We start from the raw sequence: 17,545 nt of genomic DNA on the forward strand, positions 1-17,545 counted from the left end.
CTTAAGCTGATTCATTAGCCTCAGGAACGAGCCTCTTCTAATTCGTATTGAGCTCAACTATAACCAATTCTAGTGATCGAAACAACTTCGCTAGTTAGCCTCATTTATCGAAAGGATCTGAATGATGCCCTCTGTATAACGTTCCGTCTCAATGCCCATTTCATGCAGAACCTGAGCCACATCCAATACGATTCGAGAGTCCTCTTGATGCTCGTTCAGGCTGTCGGAATACCGATGTTCGTTCATACCTGTCCTAACCCCGCTTCATCATTATTCTGTGAAATGTCCATCATTGCATGTATGCTTAGGACAACTTTAAGTATAGCGAAATCGTTCAAGGTAAACTGTCGGACAGTGGAGACAAACTTATAACATTCCAGTTCTATTTTTGTCGAAAACATTGTAATGCGACGGCTAGGTGTCAAAAGTATGGATGTACTCTTTCGCGTGAGATTCACGATGAAGATAAGCATGCACAGCAAAGCTGATAACGGACATCGCTCCGATTATGATCGAGACGATGACCACTGCATCCAAGCCGCCTCCATCGTAGGCTATTCCCAATACATAAGGTCCAATCATTCTGCCGACCGAGCTGATTCCACCCGCGACGCCCATATAGAATGGAGCTTGTCTTCCTGTCCGTGCCGCTAGGAACGCCGGAACCGCCGGCGATACCAGCATTTCTCCAAGCGTTGCGATGAGCATGCCAAACACGAAGCCGGGATAGGAAGGGATGATCCATATGATCCCATACGCGATGCAGTAGAACACGGCGCTCCATGTCAATTGTGAGGTTATCGGTCGAGCTATCGTTCGTTTGATCCAATTCGTAATCGGCTGTCCGAGGAAAATGATGATTCCGTTGATCGTCCACAGCCAGCTGTACATCTTCATTTCCATGCCCTGATCTGTTAGATGAGGCGCAACTCCTGAGCCCCACATCGAATTCGCAAGCCAGATCAGCATCGCCCCCACAGACAGGAACAAGTACAACCGCACGCTCTTGAGCTGATCCCACATCGTTAGAGCAGGAATTGCGCCTGTTTCAGGCACATGAGCAGGCTGCTTATATACTTTGGAAGCAGTAGATGAAGCAGCACGATCTTGCGATTGTCCTCTGCTGCTGTTGTCTGGCCCCTTTATCTCCATCCTACGTAAATAATAATAGAAAAAGACCGCAAACCCCACCGATGAAGCTGCATTAATCAAGAAGGTCAGATTAAACGAAATGTCCGCCAGCACACCGCTAATCGCTGTTCCAAGTGCAACACCGATATTGTTCGCCACATAGACGGAATTGAACAGCTCGTCCCTGCGTTCTGGCCACTGAAATCCGATAAAGGATTGAATCGCCGGCATCGACATATTCGTGGTGAATCCGATCAACGCCATCGTGATGATGTAGCTCCACCAGTCATTGTAAGCCGTAAAGACCAGCGATGCCTGCAGCAATCCCGCTAGAGCCAACGAGCCGATCAGCAGCTTGCGAATACCGAGCTTGTAGTACATAGAACCGCCTGCGAATTGACCGAGCATCCCGCCCAGCATCTGCATCATAATGACAAAGCCCGCATCAGCCAGCGATCTTCCCAACTGTTGATGAACGAAGATCGTTGTCAGCGGCCACATGAGCGCCGCTCCTGTTGAATTAATCATACTCGCCCAAATGAAAGAGTTCATCGCACGAGAATTACCGCGAAACATAGCCCATGGAGAATGATTCATGAATGTAATCACCATCTGTTCTGAAAATGAAAAACCCTTACCATCAATCTACTAGTACTCACTTGTACTATCGTAGACGATGAATAAGGGTTATTCAAGAACTTCTAATACTTATTATGGAAGCTTCCGTGGCATTAATTACCTGCCGCGCGGTTCAAGTCACGCATATTCGCGTCAAATGCCGCTAACAGCGCAGCTTCGCCAGTCAAGCCTTTCGCTTCAACCTTCGCGATCTGCTCCATCATCCGCTTATAATCCTTCGGAATAACGCGAACGAATTGCGGCAGCGTCTCATTCCAATGGTCAAGAACGCGCTGACCGAGCTCACTGCCCGTATAACGAACATGCTGCTCAATCATCTGCTTCACAGCCGTCTCTTCCTCTTCGTCCTCGATGCGCTCCAGCAGCACCATCTCCAGATTGCAGCGGTTAACGAAGGTATTGTCGGGATCGAGCACATAGGCGATACCGCCCGACATCCCCGCTGCAAAGTTGCGGCCTGTCGTTCCCAGAACGACGACACGTCCACCTGTCATATATTCGCAGCCATGATCACCGACACCTTCTACGACCGCGTGTACGCCCGAGTTCCGCACCGCGAAGCGCTCACCCGCGATACCGCGAATATACGCTTCGCCGCTCGTCGCGCCATAGAATGCCGTGTTGCCGATTATAATGTTATCCTCGGCTTTATAGGTCGCGCGCGGCGACGGCTTCACGATCAGCTTGCCGCCGGACAGCCCTTTGCCGACGTAGTCGTTGCTGTCGCCGACGACCGTGAGCGTCATGCCGCGCGGCACGAACGCGCCGAAGCTCTGGCCTGCCGATCCTTCAAATGTGAAGCGGATCGTATCCTCAGGCAGGCCTTGCGCGCCATACTTGCGCGTCACTTCGCTGCCGAGGATCGTGCCCGTTGCCCGATTCACATTCGTAATCGGGAACGTGCCTTCCACGGCATCGCCCTGCGCGAGCGCAGCCTGCGCGGCTGGTACAAGACGCTGCATATCCAGCGTCTCTTCGATGCCGTGGTTCTGCTCGCGCGTCTTGATGCGCGACGAGCCTTCAGGCAGCTCCGGCTGGTACAGGAGCGTCGTCAAATCCAGATGCTTCGCCTTCCAGTGGCTGACGGCTTCTTTCATATTCAGGCAGCCGGTCTGACCAATCATCTCGTCTAGTGTACGGAAGCCGAGCTCTGCCATAATCTCGCGCAGTTCTTCAGCTACGAACATCATGAAGTTGACGAGATGATCCGGGTCGCCCTTGAAGTTCTTCCGCAGCTCCGGATTCTGCGTCGCGACACCGACCGGGCATGTGTCCAGCTGGCACACACGCATCATGACGCAGCCTACGACGACGAGCGGCGCAGTGGCGAAGCCGTACTCCTCGGCTCCGAGCAGCGCGGCAATCGCCAGATCGCGGCCGGTCATCATCTTGCCGTCCGTCTCCAGCTTCACGCGGTCGCGAAGATTGTTCAGGATGAGCGTCTGGTGCGTTTCCGCAAGCCCAAGCTCCCATGGCAATCCTGCGTGGCGAATCGAGCCTTGCGGTGACGCGCCGGTACCGCCGTCATAGCCGCTGACGAGGATCACGTCTGCGCGCCCCTTCGCCACACCCGCCGCAATCGTGCCAACTCCCACTTCAGATACGAGCTTCACGTTGATAGCCGCGCGCGGGTTTGCATTTTTCAAGTCATAGATTAATTCCGCCAGATCTTCAATCGAATAAATATCATGATGCGGCGGCGGTGAGATCAAGCCGACACCCGGTGTGGAGCCGCGTACCTCAGCTACCCATGGGTACACCTTGCGTCCCGGAAGCTGGCCGCCTTCACCAGGCTTAGCGCCCTGTGCCATCTTGATCTGGATCTCCTCCGCATTAACGAGATAGTTGGACGTTACGCCGAAGCGTCCAGATGCGACCTGCTTGATCGCACTGCGGCGCCAGTCGCCGTTCGCATCCTTCACGTACCGTGCCGGATTCTCTCCGCCCTCGCCGGAGTTCGACTTGCCGCCGATGCGGTTCATCGCGATCGCGAGCGTCTCGTGCGCTTCCTTCGAGATGGAGCCGAATGACATCGCTCCCGTCTTGAAACGCTTCACGATACTCTCTACCGGCTCAACCTCATCGATCGACACCGGCTCGCCCGCCGGCTTCAGATCTAACAGCGAACGAAGCGTACCGTTCTGGCTGTATTCGCCCTGCACAAGCTTGGTATATTTCTTGTACAGCTTATAGTCGCCTTTGCGGCAAGCTTCCTGCAGTGTGTGGATCGTCTGCGGATGGAACAGATGCTCCTCGCCGTGCTTGCGCCATTGATATTCGCCGCCGGTATCCAGCTCTCGATCGCGTCCTTCCTGGCTCGCAAATGCTCGATAATGCTGAGACAGCGCCTCCTCCGCGATCTCCTCGAGACCGATGCCGCCAATGCGGGATGCCGTCCACGTAAAGTATTCATCTATGAAATCGGACTTCAATCCGATAGCTTCAAATATCTGTGCGCCGCGGTACGATTGCACCGTCGAGATGCCCATCTTCGACAGAATCTTAACGACGCCTTTCGTTGCGGCTTTAATATAGTTCTTGACTGCCTTCTCGTGCGAAACACCGCGAAGCAGTCCTTGCTTGATCATGTCATCCAGCGTTTCGAATGCCAGATACGGGTTCACCGCATTCACGCCGTATCCGAGCAGCAGCGCATAATGATGCACCTCACGCGGCTCGCCCGATTCCAGCATAATGCCGACCTTCGTCCGAGTTCCTTGACGGATCAGGTGGTGATGCAAGCTGGATACCGCGAGCAATGCCGGTATCGCTGCGTTCTCCGCATCCACTCCGCGGTCCGACAGGATGATTATATTATGACCCTTCCCAATAAGCCGATCTGCCGCTTCGCACATGAGCTTAATCGCTGCACGCAGACCCTCCGCGCCTTGATCAGCCGTGAACAGGGTTGGAATCGTAATCGACTTGAAGCCTGGGCGGCGAATATGACGCAGCTTCGCAAACTCTTCATTCGAGAGCACCGGCGTCGGCAGCTTAATGTGGCGGCAGCTCTCCGGCTCAGGCTTGAGCAGATTGCGCTCCGGTCCAATCGTGGTACCCGTCGCCGTTACAATCTCCTCGCGAATCGCATCGATCGGCGGGTTCGTGACTTGAGCAAACAATTGCTTAAAGTAATTGTATAAACGCTGCGGCCGATCGGACAGCACCGCGAGCGGCGCGTCGTAGCCCATCGAGCCGATAGGCTCTGCACCGCTCAAAGCCATCGGTTCCAGCGTCTTGCGCAGCTCTTCAAATGTATAGCCAAACGCCTGCTGCAGCTGAGTCACATTGTCGTGATTCGGCTCTAATGCTTCCGGCGCGTCCGGCAGACCGTCAAGGTCGACGAGATGCTCATCGAGCCACTCCTGATATGGATTCTCGGCAGCAATCTGCGCTTTAACCTCTTCGTCGGATATGATGCGGCCTTGCGCTGTATCCACAAGCAGGATGCGGCCTGGACGCAGGCGATCCTTATAGAGCACATTCTCAGGCGGGATATCAAGTACGCCTGCTTCCGAGCCCATAACGATCAGATCGTCCTTTGTGACGTAATATCGAGCTGGACGCAAGCCGTTGCGGTCCAGTATAGCGCCGATCTGAATACCATCGGTAAATGCCATCGCCGCCGGTCCATCCCACGGCTCCATCAAGCAGCTGTGATATTCATAGAAGGCGCGTTTAGCTGGGTCCATGTTCTCATTGTTCGACCATGGCTCCGGTACCATCATCATCGCCACATGCGGCAAGGAGCGGCCTGCCAGATACATGAATTCAAACGTGTTGTCGAACATCGCTGTATCTGAGCCATCGGGATTGATGATCGGCTTGATCTGCTCCAGCTCGTCACCAAATGCATCCGATTGGAACAAGGTTTGGCGAGCGTGCATCCAGTTCACATTGCCGCGCAAGGTATTGATCTCGCCGTTATGAATCATGAAGCGATATGGATGAGCCCGCTCCCAGCTGGGAAACGTATTCGTGCTGAATCGAGAGTGGACAAGCGCAATGGCAGAATCGAGTGTTTCTTGCTGAAGATCGAGGTAGAATTGACCTACTTGCTCGGTGGTCAACATGCCCTTGTAGACGATCTTGCGGAAGGACATGCTCGGGATGTAGAACGTATCGGCGCCTTCCGCATCTGTATAGCGAATCGCAAGCTCTGCCCGCTTGCGGATCATGTACAGCTTGCGCTCGAAGGCAAGATCATCTGCGAGGTCGCTGCTGCGTCCGATAAACACCTGACGAACATAAGGCTTAACCGCCTTCGCGGATTGACCGAGCATCTCGTCGTAAGTCGGCACAGTCCGATATCCGATACATGTCTGGCCGGCTTCTTCAATAATCTCTCGCAGCACTGCTTCATGCTGCTCCCGAATACGCTCATCTTGCGACATAAACAACATTCCGACACCATATTGTCCGGCTTCTGGAAGCTCAATTCCTAGCTTCATCATCTCATTCGAGAAGAAACGGTGCGGAATCTGCAGCATAATGCCCGCTCCATCGCCAGTATTCGGTTCACTGCCTTGACCTCCGCGATGCTCCATACTGACCAATACGGCCAAGGCTTGGCGGACGATGTCATGGGACCTCTGGCCTTTAATATGAGCGACGAACCCCATACCGCATGCGTCTTTCTCAAACTGCGGGTCGTACAAACCCTGCTTTAATGGTAAACCGTATCGATTCATAGAAAGCAACCTCTCTGTCTGCATTTTATTTAGAAGCGTTGCATACTTATAATTATTCATTCAAATTGTTTTACTATTTTATCATCGCGCTCCAAGGCTGACAATTTAAATATTTTATGATTGCGATAAGATTTGTTTTTGTGCGGCAGCCATCACTATACCTATTCTTGCTGCACCTTACCATATATGACTAGTTATATGTTGTGCATAGTTAAACATGCTTTTGGCTTATGACGGAGTCTATACATCGACACGATAAACCTGAACACTAAGGAAAGGTTCTGCAGGCATGAATAATTGTATTTTTATTCATTTTTATGAATACCATTATCGTTCTACAACCATCCTCAACTATCCTCATGCCATGCTCCTCACACTCATCAACTGTCTCGTCAAACCTTATTTCAGTCCAAATTTTATGTCGAATAATGCAAAGACCGCAGCCCTCTTTAACAGAGAAACTGCGGTCTTGAACCATCGATTATTTATTTGACTGTAACACGCAGCGTTGTCGTTTTGCCATCAAATGTGATTTTGATCGACCCGCTGCCAGCAGACACACCTTGCACGTTGCCTGGTGATACCTTGATCTTCGTACTTGAAGGAACTGCGACTACCTTCGAAGTGACATCAACCACTTCACCTGTATCATAGATCGCGCTTACCTTCCATGTTGCACTCTGACCTACCCCCAGCTTAATACTGGAAGGATTTGCTTCAATCTTGAGGAGCTTCGGCTTGACGTATACCGGTATTTCGAGCTTCGTTCCTTGGTATTCCCCAACGAGCTTGGTGTTGCCGATACTTACGCCCTTCACGGAGCTGCCTTTTACAGTTGCGATCTTCTCATTTTCCACTTTCCAATCAATCTTGGAGCCGAGCGAGACCGTCTTGCCGTTCTTATACTTGCCTGTTACTTTAATCGTTTCAGACTTGCCTACATTCGTATAGATACTCTGCGGTGCAATCTCATAGCTCACGACCGCTTCTTCAATCGTAACTTTAAGCGACAGCTTTACATTGGAAAATGTACCATTCAACGTCATTTTGCCAGCAACCAGCGCCTTCAGTTTGTCATCGAGCACGAGCAAATTCGGAGAGGTGGATTCCCAATCCACTTCCTTCGTTACATCCTGCTCTTCTCCATCCGTATATATAACGGTGACGGTAGGAAGCTCTGATTCTTTACCGGTAACGAGCTTAAGCTCATCGACGTTCGCCTGCATAATGAGCGCCTTGCGGTTTACTTTCACATTCAGAATCATCGTCTTGCCGTCAAGCACACCTACCAACTGCGCTTCGCCGCGCTTAAGTGCTTTGATCTTGCCATCGTCGATCGTTACCACATCTTCATCGCTGGATGTCCACTTCATAATCTTGCTGACATCGACTTTGTCGCCGCCGAGTGTCACACCCATCACGACAGGGATATCCACGATATCATCGACGTACACGCCGAGCTCACGAATTCCAGACTCGTTCTTGTCCGTCTTCTCGTCTTTCCATTCAATGTCTTTAATTATTGGGTATACCGTTACTTCAATTGATTTCGTCAGGCCTTTGTACGAAGCAGTAATCGTCGAGGTTCCCGCTCCCTTAAAACGGACAATGCCCTTATCCACAGTCACGGCCATCACGTTGCTGGACGTCCATTCTGCTTCTTGGCTGACATCGATCGTCTCAAGCTGGCCTGTAGCTTCATTTTTCTTAATTACATATGTAGATATCTTCTCTTCTGGATCGCCGATCATTCTATTCAGCTTCTCACTTGGCTCCATGCGCATCGCTTGGAACGATGAACGAACGACAGCGGTTATGGAATCGGTGCGGCCTAGATAGGATACCGTAATGGTAGCAGTACCTACATTAATAGGCTTCACTTTACCGTTCTTCACTTCTACAACATTATTATCGCTTGATGACCACTCGGCTTTGTCCGCTACATCGAACATGGCACCGTCTGGTTGCTTAACCAACGCAGCCAGCTGTTGTTCCGCGCCGCCGTATTCAAACTCCAACAGTTTATTGGGAGTAATTTTAATCTCATCATACGGAATGCCTACCGTTAACTTAATCGTCTTCGACATTCCTTTATACTTAACTGTAATATCCGCTTTACCTTTGCTCTTTAGCGTGACTTTACCTTTGGATACATCCGCGACTTCCGTATTGGAAGACGTCCAGGTTGCCAGAGCCGTTACATCGTCTTCTGTAACAGGGTTGGTATCTTTAGCAATTGCTTTCCATTCTGGTTTCATACCTAGTTGCAACGTTTGCTCAGCCGCAACTTCAAGGTTGGATTCCGCATTCTGTACAACTAGGGTGTCGTACATGTACTTCGAGACAACCGTTTTCTTCAACGTGAAGGACTGATACTTAGCGGTAATTTCCGCTTTTCCTTCTCCTACACCTTTAACCCAGCCATTCTCTACGGTTACAACATTCGGATTAGAAGAGGTCCAGGTTGCTGCGCCTGTTACGTCTCTCTTACCGCTCTCTTCTTTAATAGTAGCCCACAATTTAAGCTGTACGGACTGATCCTCTACAACAACATCAACCTGCGGCGATTGGTTCTCAAACTCGACGTTGATCACGGTTTCTGCCGCCTGAGCGACTCCGTTGAATGGTAATACGCCAACAATCAGCGTTATAACTAGCAGTAAGGCAAACCATGATGCCGTCTTGCGTCTTACATTCACTCGAACTTCCCCTTTCCACATGACGGTAATGTCACAAAGATTCATATACATACTATAACGGTTCTTTCGCTATAAAATGTTATGAGGAATCGACAAATTCCATTATTTTTGTATAAAATGAGTCATTCATCCTAGTTCCTGCTTACAGCTATCTTCCATAAAAAAACACCTCTACCTGCGGCCAAATGAATGGTCTACAGATAGAGGTGTTTTTCAAAAATTAATTAAGCTATAGTTGGGTTCTGCTGCGCCTCATTCTTGCTTTGGCGAGCTTTGACCGTAAAGAATGCGAATGTAATCGCTGCGAATACAACCATATATATTGCGAGTATGCCAACTTGATGCCACATCGCGCTTATATCTCCGGTTGAGATTACAGCTTTGAAGCCCATTACGGTGTAAGTCATTGGCACCCACGGTCCAACGGCTTGCATAAAGCCAGGCGTCAACTCAACTGGGAATGTACCACCACAGGATACCAGTTGCAGAATGAGCAGAACGATTACGATGAATCGGCCTGGGTTGCCAAGCGTCGTCACAAGGGATTGAACGATCAGCATAAAGGTTACGCTGGTTATAATCGTGAATAATATGAACATGCCGGTATCTTTCACTTCAAGTCCAAGACCTTGTATCATGACCAAGTCTGCGATCAGCGCTTGAACAACACCTACGGACAGGAAGAGCATTGTCTTACTGAAGAATCGGCTCCAGCCGTTTGCGAACGGATCAGGCGATTCTACCAATGGTATGATGATCGTCAAGATTAACGCACCTACGTACAAGCCTAAGGACAAGAAGTATGGTGAGAAGCCAGTACCGTAGTTAGGTACTTCATGGACACTGGATTCTACAAGCTTGACTGGTTTAGCGTACATTTCAACACGTTCGTCTGTTGATTTAATTTTCGAAGCACCGTCTGCAGCCTCGTTCAGCTTAGTCGAAAGCTCATTAGAGCCGTCTCCTAATTGAACTGTACCTTCATGCAGCGCCGCGCTGCCTGCTGCCAGCTTGCTTGCTCCGTCTGCCAGCTGATTGATTGCGTCTTCTGCTTGCGTTACTCCGCCTTGCAGGCCGGAAACGCCTGTTGCGAGCTTATCTGCTCCTGCTGCAAGCTGCTTGCTGCCCGCAGAAGCTTCATTCAGCTTCGTATCGAACTGCTTCATTCCTGCTGTCAGTTGATCCTGACCAGCACTGAGTTGCTTCGCTCCTGCAGACAATTGCTGCTGACCTTGATTCAACTGTTCTGCGCCTTGAAGAACCGACTTGCTGGCAGCGACCAGTTGTTTCACCGCCGGGTTCTCTGCCAACTCTGGACTCATCTTCGTCAGCTGCTCTAAGCCGCCGGATAACGCAGCCGCGCCCTCTTTCAGCTTAGCACTGCCTTCTACCGATGCTTCCAAGCCCTGCTCCAAGCCTGCAGCTCCTTGCTGCGCTTGCTGAGCACCATCCAGCAGCTGCTTATGTGCTGCGGACAGTTGACCAAGTCCGCTGCTCAACGAAGCTGCACCGCTGTTTAATCCGTTAACGCCATCCGTCAACTGCTTGACGCCGCTGTTGAGTGGAGCTACGCCTTGTTTCAACTGAATAGCGCCGTCTGCCAGCTTATTCAAGTTCTCATTCAACGTTTGAGCTCCATCTGCCAGCTCAACTGTTCCATCATGCAGCTTGCCAGCACCGTCGCCGGCTTCCTTCAAGCCGTCAGCAGCCTTTCCTGCTACATCAAACATAAGAGTTGTATAAGCCTCTGTTATATTACTGGATATCTCTGAATTGATTTCATTTATAGCAGCGTCTCCGATCTGAGCCGCTAAGAAGTTATGACCTTCATTTGTTTCAAAAATGAGCTCTGCAGGCTTCGGCTCATCATCCAACAGCGTTGTCGCCTGCTTCGAGAAATCTTGCGGGATGGTTATCGACATATAATAGCGATCATTAATCAGACCATCTTTCGCTTCATCCGCTCCTACAAAGTTATACTGAAAATCATTGCTTTTCTTCAGTTCATCCGTAAGCTCTTGACCTACGGCGAAGGTTTTCCCTTCAAAAGTGACACCCTCATCCAGGTTTACAATTGCGATAGGGAGATCTCCCAATCTCGCATACGGGTCCCAAAAGGTCCCGACAAACAAGCCACCGTACATAACTGGGATTAACATGACTGCAATAACTGGTATGAGAAGCTTCGGACTCTTAAATATTTGCTTCCATTCTTTGCCGAACAATCTTAAACCTTTCATAGTGTTGTTCCTCTCTTTTATTTAGAATACTTCTTCTGGAGATGTGATATTTCACACTGACATCATTTGCCAAAACCATCTGACTATTTGGCTCATTTGGTCATTCAAGGCAAAAGGAAACGACTCGTCTTCCGGCCAACAATTCGCTTTAATCCACGAATCGTAAACCAATGTGTTGCGGAAGTCGTGACCTTTGGCGCTCTTCTTATGAATCAGATATCGAGATTGCTTTGAAAATATGATGGTAGAACAGTTCTTTAATCGTCTGCTCTTCCAGCGGCTCATACATCTTGTTCCACTCGGTCGTAAGCGACTTGTACAACTGGTACATGATGAAACTAGTCAACTTAGGATCAAGCTGTTTTATCTCTTTCTTATCCATAGCCGTCTGCAGCTGACGCTCCATATAATGAAGGAGTTCATGCTCAAGCCTGTCGAGCGCCTCCTGCGCCATCGGTGTTCCAAAGTCGCGCAGCTCTTGAGACAGCTTCATAGCCAACTCATGCTTGCTGCGGAAGTGGAGCACTTGATCCAACACCTTGTACATACTCTCAAAGAAAGGGCGCTTCACTTCGATCTCGCGATCTGCAATCTCCTTCATTTCCAATATCACGGACTGTATGATCTGATCAAAGAGCTCTTCCTTAGTTGCAAAAAAGGTGTAGATCGTGCCTTTCCCAACCTTCGCAATCTTCGCGACTTGATCCATCGTCGTTGCCTTATAGCCGAATAAGGCGAATGACTGAGCAGCTGCTTCTATAATTTGTTTGCGTCGATCTACGGACATTGGTGTCACTCCTTTCCAGCTAACCGAATAACACTCATGTATCACAATCTAAACCCCAGTGACTGAATGACCAGTTTACTTATTTGGTCACCAAGTCAATGGAATCACTTTATCACACTCGAATGTAAAATGCAACAGTCTTTTTCAGAAAATTTCACTTTAAATTATGTATATGGTTCTGGATGATTCTGTACTGATTAAAGGTTATAATATTGTTTGGGTGAAATAGATGAAAAAAACAAGAATCCTTCTCTTATCTGAAGGTTTCGGTACTGGACATACACAAGCCGCGCATGCGTTGGCAAATGGATTGAAGCGTCTCGACCCCGATATCCATCCTCGAGTGATGGAATTAGGCAAGTTTCTTAATCCAACTGTAGCGCCGCTTGTCATTGAAGCTTATCGGAAGACAGTCAGCACGAGGCCGAGGCTCGTTGGTTTATTGTACCGTAAACAATATCAAAAGCCGCTTAATCGCATTACACAGCTTGCCTTACATCGGATTTTTTATTCTCATGCATCTCTAGTTGTGCAGCAGCTTAGACCTGACGCAATCGTGTGTACGCACCCATTTCCGAACATCATCATGTCCCGTCTGAAGCGAGCAGGACTCCAAGTTCCTCTCTATACGCTCATTACGGATTATGATGCCCATGGATCTTGGGTTGATGATAAAGTTAACACTTATCTCGTGTCCGCCGAAGTTGTAAAGCGCAAGCTGCTAGATCGCGGGGTATCACCGGATCGAGTTATCGTGTCTGGAATTCCTGTACATCCGAAATTCTGGGAACGCTCCGCTCAAGAAGATGCGCGTGCTGCGCTTGGGCTCCGTTCAATGCCTACTGTGATGTTTATGGGCGGCGGTTGGGGGCTGTCGCTTAATGATGTAAGGTTGGATGAAGTCACTCAAAGATGGCGTGACCGTGTTCAGTTCCTGTACTGTATGGGGAGCAATCATAAGATGATCGATCGAATGAAGCAGGCGCCTGCCTTTCAGCATCCGAATGTACATATTTACGAGTTTACGAAAGAGATTCCCGTCATGATGGACGCTTCTAACCTGCTCGTAACGAAGCCGGGGGGCATGACCTGTACCGAAGGTATGTTGAAAGGAATTCCTATGCTGTTCGATTCGCCCATACCAGGTCAGGAAGAGGAGAACTGTCAGTATTTCATCGAACGAGGCTTCGCTCAGATGATGGACAATCATTCGATCTTGGAGGAGTGGTTAGAAGCGATATCGTCCGACTCCGACAGCCAGATCAAGGACAAGTTCAGTAGACCGATCTCCAGAGAGTACATGGAGCAATGTCCAAGGGAATTGCTTCAACTCATTGAAGATATCCGATTGAAACCGGATCATATCCGAAATTAATCACGATACCCGCTAATTGCGAGCAAAGATTATCATCACGGAGGAGAATTGTATGCTGTATAAGCCGTTTGGTATAGCTGGATTCATCTTGATTGTTGGCACGATGGCAATGAGATCGTTAGACGTCACCCATAATCTGACCATTCTTGGCATTATCGCACTTGCTGGACTTTTCTGCTTCGGCATTGCGGAGAATCAATTCGGCAAACGTCATTGGCTTGTCAAGTACATTGACTATGCTCCACTAGTTGTGTTCGGATTTTTATTTGCCGTTCAGATGAGAGACCACATGACGTCGATCTGGTATGCTGCAGCCATCATTCCGTTAAGTGCGCTTTCCGGCTGGGAAGCGAATCGTATGGCGCGCAAGGAGAAGTACCGCACGATGAAGAGGATCGAGGAGATGCTGCCTAAGCAGCCGACAGAGCATAAGCATCATTAATGAAAAGGGAGCGTACCTGTAGGGTGATTACAGGTACGCTCCCTTGTTTAGTTGCCGGAGGTATCGATGGATACCTCCGGCAAGGCCGCGGCCGGCGCTTGCGCGGGGCTGAGATGCACTTTTTCGACGTCTCAGCTCATTTTCGTGCCCTTTTCAGGGCTGAGACGTCGGTTTTCGACGTCTCGGACCCCTGAAGGGGCTTGGATGGCACCTTTTGGAGGCTGAGATGCACTTTTCCGACGTCTCAGCTCATTTTCGTGCCCTTTTCAGGGCTGAGACGTTGATTTTCGACGTCTCAGACCCCTGAAGGGGCTTGAATGACACCTTTTGGGAGCTGAGATGCACTTTTTCGACGTCTCAGCTCATTTTTGCGCCCTTTTCGGGGCTGAGACGTTGATTTTCTGCGTCTCGGGTCCGATGGGCGCTTCGCCAGCGTCTATTAAGCCTGCACCGGCTCCGTCAGATTCGGAGCGGTCGATACCTTCACCACGCCTCCGCCTGATCGAATCGATTCCGTCGCCGCACAGCCTACGGCTACGCTCATACGACCCGCAAGCGGTGTCGCAATAGGCTCCTTGCCGTCCAATATCATATCAACGAAATCCTTACAGATGACAGGGTCAGCTCCCCCGTGTGAACCATGGGCTTCCTTCACCTCGTACACCCGATCCGCAAGCTCTCGCTCCGTGTTCGAGCGGCGCGTCCAGACGTATACCTTATTGTCCAGCTCGCTGTTCTCCATGCGTCCCTCAGTACCGATGAATGTATAATTGCGCTGATAATCCGGTGTAAAGTGACACTGTAGATAAGAAGCTTTAATTCCGCCCTCGAGCTCCATAATCACCATGTTATTATCTTCAACATTTACTTCTTCACGGAAAGCGCAATGGATCAAACTGCCAGAGCTTGCTTCAGTACATGTCTCCCGCTCCTTGCAGGTTGGGCATGTCAGATCATTCGGCTTATCGCCGCCGAAGAAGTCCAGACTTCCAAATGCCGACACCTTAGTCGCATAACTTCCGGTAATCCAATGAATAATATCAATGTCATGGGAGCCCTTCTGCAGCAGCAGTCCTGTCGTATTATTCGAATTGGCATGCCAATCGTGGTAATAGTAGTAACCGCCAAATCCAACAAAATGACGCACCCACACAGCTTTTATCTTCCCAATCGCACCAGAATCGACGATCTCCTTCATCGTACGGTACATATTCATGTAGCGCATATTGAAGCCTACCATCAATCGTTTGCCGGATTCCTTCCACGCCTGCAAGATGTTGTCGCAACCTTCCACCGTGATCGCTAATGGCTTTTCACAGAACACATGCTTGCCAGCTCGAAGCGCTGCCACCGCATGCTCTTCATGAACATAGTCAGGTGAAGTAACGGCAATCGCATCGATATCATCACGAGCAATCAACTCACGGTAATCCGTCGTTACGAAGGCATCTGGATTAACATCGTTCTTGAATTCCTCCAGTCGTTCCGGAAATATATCCGCCGCTCCTACAACGATGGATCGCCCTTCGGGATTGTGCCAGTACTTGGCGATACCGCCTCTCCCTCTCGCTCCAATGATACCGATTCTAACTTGTTTCATGTGATCTCTCCTCCTACTCGCTACTTGTTTAGAGTCTGAAATAGCTCACCTTAACACTGCATAACGCTTTCAAATCTTCATGTATCAATCATATGCGGCCTGATGAATTTCCAGATAACGCTTACATTTATCTGCTCAAATTGCTGAACATAGCATGACGGCCACACCAGATACTCGTACTCGCCTTGGCTATTCAATCTGTATCCTGCACTGTAAACGTTTACTTATCCAGCAATCCATCCTTATATAGCTTCGTCACATACTCAACCAATTCCTTGTATTTCTTCGTAGCATGGACGTGAAGGATATTTCACCAAGTGCTTCATTTGGGTAGAGACGGATATGGTGATTAAGAAGCCTGATGCTGCTATCCAAAATATTGCGCAAAAAAAAGAATTTTTGGGTACTGCATCATGAAGATATTCAGAAGAAATGTACTTTCCTCAGAAAAATATCAAGGTATTTTGTGCCATTATAGTACGCTAACAACTATATAGTCAACCCTTAATTTTCCATAAATTTATTATCTCTCATCTAATTTTTGGGTGCAAATTTCACGATTTATTTCTTCAGCGCCAAGCGTTCCTGCTCTTGAAATCGTAAGACGCAACAAAACCGCCGGAGCACAAGCCCCGGCGGTTATTGAACTAAGAACATATAGGATTTAGCCTTGCAGCAACAGCTCTTCTGGATCCTCCAGCAGTTCCTTCACCGTACGCAGGAAGCTGACCGCTTCAGAGCCGTCAACGATTCGATGATCGTATGAGAGCGCGATGTACATCATCGGGCGGTTCTCCATACGCTCTTCATCAATCGCGACCGGACGGAGCTGGATCGTATGCATGCCGAGGATACCTACCTGCGGCGTGTTCAATATCGGTGTGGACAGCAAGGAGCCGAATATGCCGCCATTGGTAATCGTAAAGGTACCTCCCTGCAGTTCATTGAGCGAAAGCGTATTGGAACGCGCTTTCTCAGCCAGGTGCACGATCTCTTTCTCGATTCCCGCAAAGCCAAGCTTGTCGGCATCTCGAACGACAGGCACAACCAAGCCTTCCTTCGCGGATACAGCGATACCGATGTCGTAGTGCTTCTTCACGATGATGTCCTCGCCGTCAATCTCGGCATTCAACAACGGGTATTTCTTCAGCGCGCCGACAACCGCCTTCGTGAAGAAGGACATAAAGCCTAGGCCTACATCGTTCTTCTCCTTGAACGAGTTCTTGCGACGCTTGCGGACGTCCATAATCGCGGTCATGTCCACTTCATTGAAGGTCGTCAGCATAGCTGCCGTTTGCTGCGCTTGCACGAGGCGCTTCGCAATCGTCTGGCGGCGGCGCGACATGCGGACGCGCTCTTCGTGCGGAGCTAATTCAGCCGACTGCGGCGCACTAGCAGGTTGAGCAACAGCTCGCTCAGCAGGGCGCTCAGCCCCGCTTGCTGCGCCAACGCCAGCGCCTACGCGCACATCTCCCGCGTGCACGCGTCCAATCGGATCGCGCGGACGAATATCGTCCAGCGCGACGCCTTGCTCACGCGCTAGCTTGCGCGCTGCCGGCGTAGCGTGTACCGCTTCGCCATTGCTCTGCGGCGCTTCGGCAGCAGCCTTGACCGGCTCAGCCGCCGGAGCTGGCGCCGCTGCAGCAGCCGCCTCTTGAGCAGCCGCAGTGCTGCTCACCGGCTCCGCACCTGCCGCGCCGATCGTTCCGATCACTTCACCGACGCTTACCACGTCGCCCGCTTTGCGGATGATGCTCTCCATCACTCCGTCTGCTTCCGCACTAATTTCCAAATTAACCTTATCCGTTTCCAGCTCAGCCAACACGTCTCCGTACTTAACCGCATCGCCTTCCTTCACATGCCAACGATGAAGCGTTCCTTCTAGAATTGATTCTCCCAAGTCAGGAATAATGATATCTGCCATCTCGGTACCCTCCCATA

General features: G+C 50.0%; 10 protein-coding genes. 2 read left to right on the top strand and 8 right to left on the bottom strand.

The window, feature by feature from the left end; translation table 11 throughout:
- Positions 1 to 90: 90 nt before the first annotated feature.
- From ACXX53_RS04980 to ACXX53_RS05005, 6 genes are all read right to left on the bottom strand, one after another.
- Entirely contained in the window at positions 91 to 246 is a 156-nt protein-coding gene (locus tag ACXX53_RS04980; protein ID WP_458567469.1) for a hypothetical protein, read from the bottom strand.
- Between the two features lie 168 nt (positions 247 to 414).
- Positions 415 to 1,659, bottom strand: a complete 1,245-nt coding sequence (locus tag ACXX53_RS04985) for an MFS transporter (RefSeq protein ID WP_458567470.1) — start codon at positions 1,657 to 1,659, stop codon at positions 415 to 417.
- Between the two features lie 203 nt (positions 1,660 to 1,862).
- Positions 1,863 to 6,461, bottom strand: a complete 4,599-nt coding sequence (gene gltB, locus ACXX53_RS04990) for a glutamate synthase large subunit (RefSeq protein ID WP_458567471.1) — start codon at positions 6,459 to 6,461, stop codon at positions 1,863 to 1,865.
- 485 nt (positions 6,462 to 6,946) lie between these two features.
- Positions 6,947 to 9,160: an Ig-like domain-containing protein gene (locus ACXX53_RS04995; protein WP_458567472.1), complete on the bottom strand. Its 2,214-nt coding sequence runs from the start codon at positions 9,158 to 9,160 to the stop codon at positions 6,947 to 6,949.
- A gap of 224 nt (positions 9,161 to 9,384) precedes the next feature.
- On the bottom strand, positions 9,385 to 11,400 hold the full coding sequence (locus tag ACXX53_RS05000) for a YhgE/Pip family protein (RefSeq protein WP_458567473.1): 2,016 nt from the start codon (positions 11,398 to 11,400) through the stop codon (positions 9,385 to 9,387).
- A 205-nt stretch (positions 11,401 to 11,605) separates the two neighbouring features.
- Positions 11,606 to 12,187, bottom strand: a complete 582-nt coding sequence (locus tag ACXX53_RS05005; RefSeq protein ID WP_458567474.1) for a TetR/AcrR family transcriptional regulator — start codon at positions 12,185 to 12,187, stop codon at positions 11,606 to 11,608.
- A 229-nt stretch (positions 12,188 to 12,416) separates the two neighbouring features.
- Between ACXX53_RS05005 and ACXX53_RS05010 the strand changes: the two genes are divergently transcribed.
- On the top strand, positions 12,417 to 13,562 hold the full coding sequence (locus ACXX53_RS05010) for an MGDG synthase family glycosyltransferase (RefSeq protein ID WP_458567475.1): 1,146 nt from the start codon (positions 12,417 to 12,419) through the stop codon (positions 13,560 to 13,562).
- A 52-nt stretch (positions 13,563 to 13,614) separates the two neighbouring features.
- Positions 13,615 to 14,004 (top strand): permease, encoded by a 390-nt coding sequence (locus ACXX53_RS05015; protein ID WP_458567476.1) that lies wholly within the window; start codon positions 13,615 to 13,617, stop codon positions 14,002 to 14,004.
- 439 nt (positions 14,005 to 14,443) lie between these two features.
- On the opposite strand, the gene ACXX53_RS05020 is transcribed toward ACXX53_RS05015, so the two are convergent.
- Positions 14,444 to 15,604 carry a Gfo/Idh/MocA family protein gene (locus ACXX53_RS05020; RefSeq protein ID WP_458567477.1) on the bottom strand — a complete coding sequence of 387 codons (1,161 nt, stop codon included), beginning with the start codon at positions 15,602 to 15,604 and terminating at the stop codon, positions 14,444 to 14,446.
- Between the two features lie 664 nt (positions 15,605 to 16,268).
- On the bottom strand, positions 16,269 to 17,528 hold the full coding sequence (gene odhB, locus ACXX53_RS05025) for a 2-oxoglutarate dehydrogenase complex dihydrolipoyllysine-residue succinyltransferase (RefSeq protein WP_458567478.1): 1,260 nt from the start codon (positions 17,526 to 17,528) through the stop codon (positions 16,269 to 16,271).
- Between the last annotated feature and the right edge of the window lie 17 nt (positions 17,529 to 17,545).

This window comes from Paenibacillus marinisediminis (assembly GCF_054343325.1).

Excerpts from the sequence above, each read along its gene's own strand:
- odhB (WP_458567478.1), bottom strand. The coding sequence starts at position 17,528 with ATGGCAGATATCATTATTCCTGACTTGGGAGAATCAATTCTAGAAGGA.
- ACXX53_RS04985 (WP_458567470.1), bottom strand. The coding sequence starts at position 1,659 with ATGATTAATTCAACAGGAGCGGCGCTCATGTGGCCGCTGACAACGATC.
- ACXX53_RS05010 (WP_458567475.1), top strand. The coding sequence starts at position 12,417 with ATGAAAAAAACAAGAATCCTTCTCTTATCTGAAGGTTTCGGTACTGGA.
- gltB (WP_458567471.1), bottom strand. The coding sequence starts at position 6,461 with ATGAATCGATACGGTTTACCATTAAAGCAGGGTTTGTACGACCCGCAG.
- ACXX53_RS04980 (WP_458567469.1), bottom strand. The coding sequence starts at position 246 with ATGAACGAACATCGGTATTCCGACAGCCTGAACGAGCATCAAGAGGAC.
- ACXX53_RS05000 (WP_458567473.1), bottom strand. The coding sequence starts at position 11,400 with ATGAAAGGTTTAAGATTGTTCGGCAAAGAATGGAAGCAAATATTTAAG.
- ACXX53_RS05015 (WP_458567476.1), top strand. The coding sequence starts at position 13,615 with ATGCTGTATAAGCCGTTTGGTATAGCTGGATTCATCTTGATTGTTGGC.
- ACXX53_RS05005 (WP_458567474.1), bottom strand. The coding sequence starts at position 12,187 with ATGTCCGTAGATCGACGCAAACAAATTATAGAAGCAGCTGCTCAGTCA.
- ACXX53_RS05020 (WP_458567477.1), bottom strand. The coding sequence starts at position 15,604 with ATGAAACAAGTTAGAATCGGTATCATTGGAGCGAGAGGGAGAGGCGGT.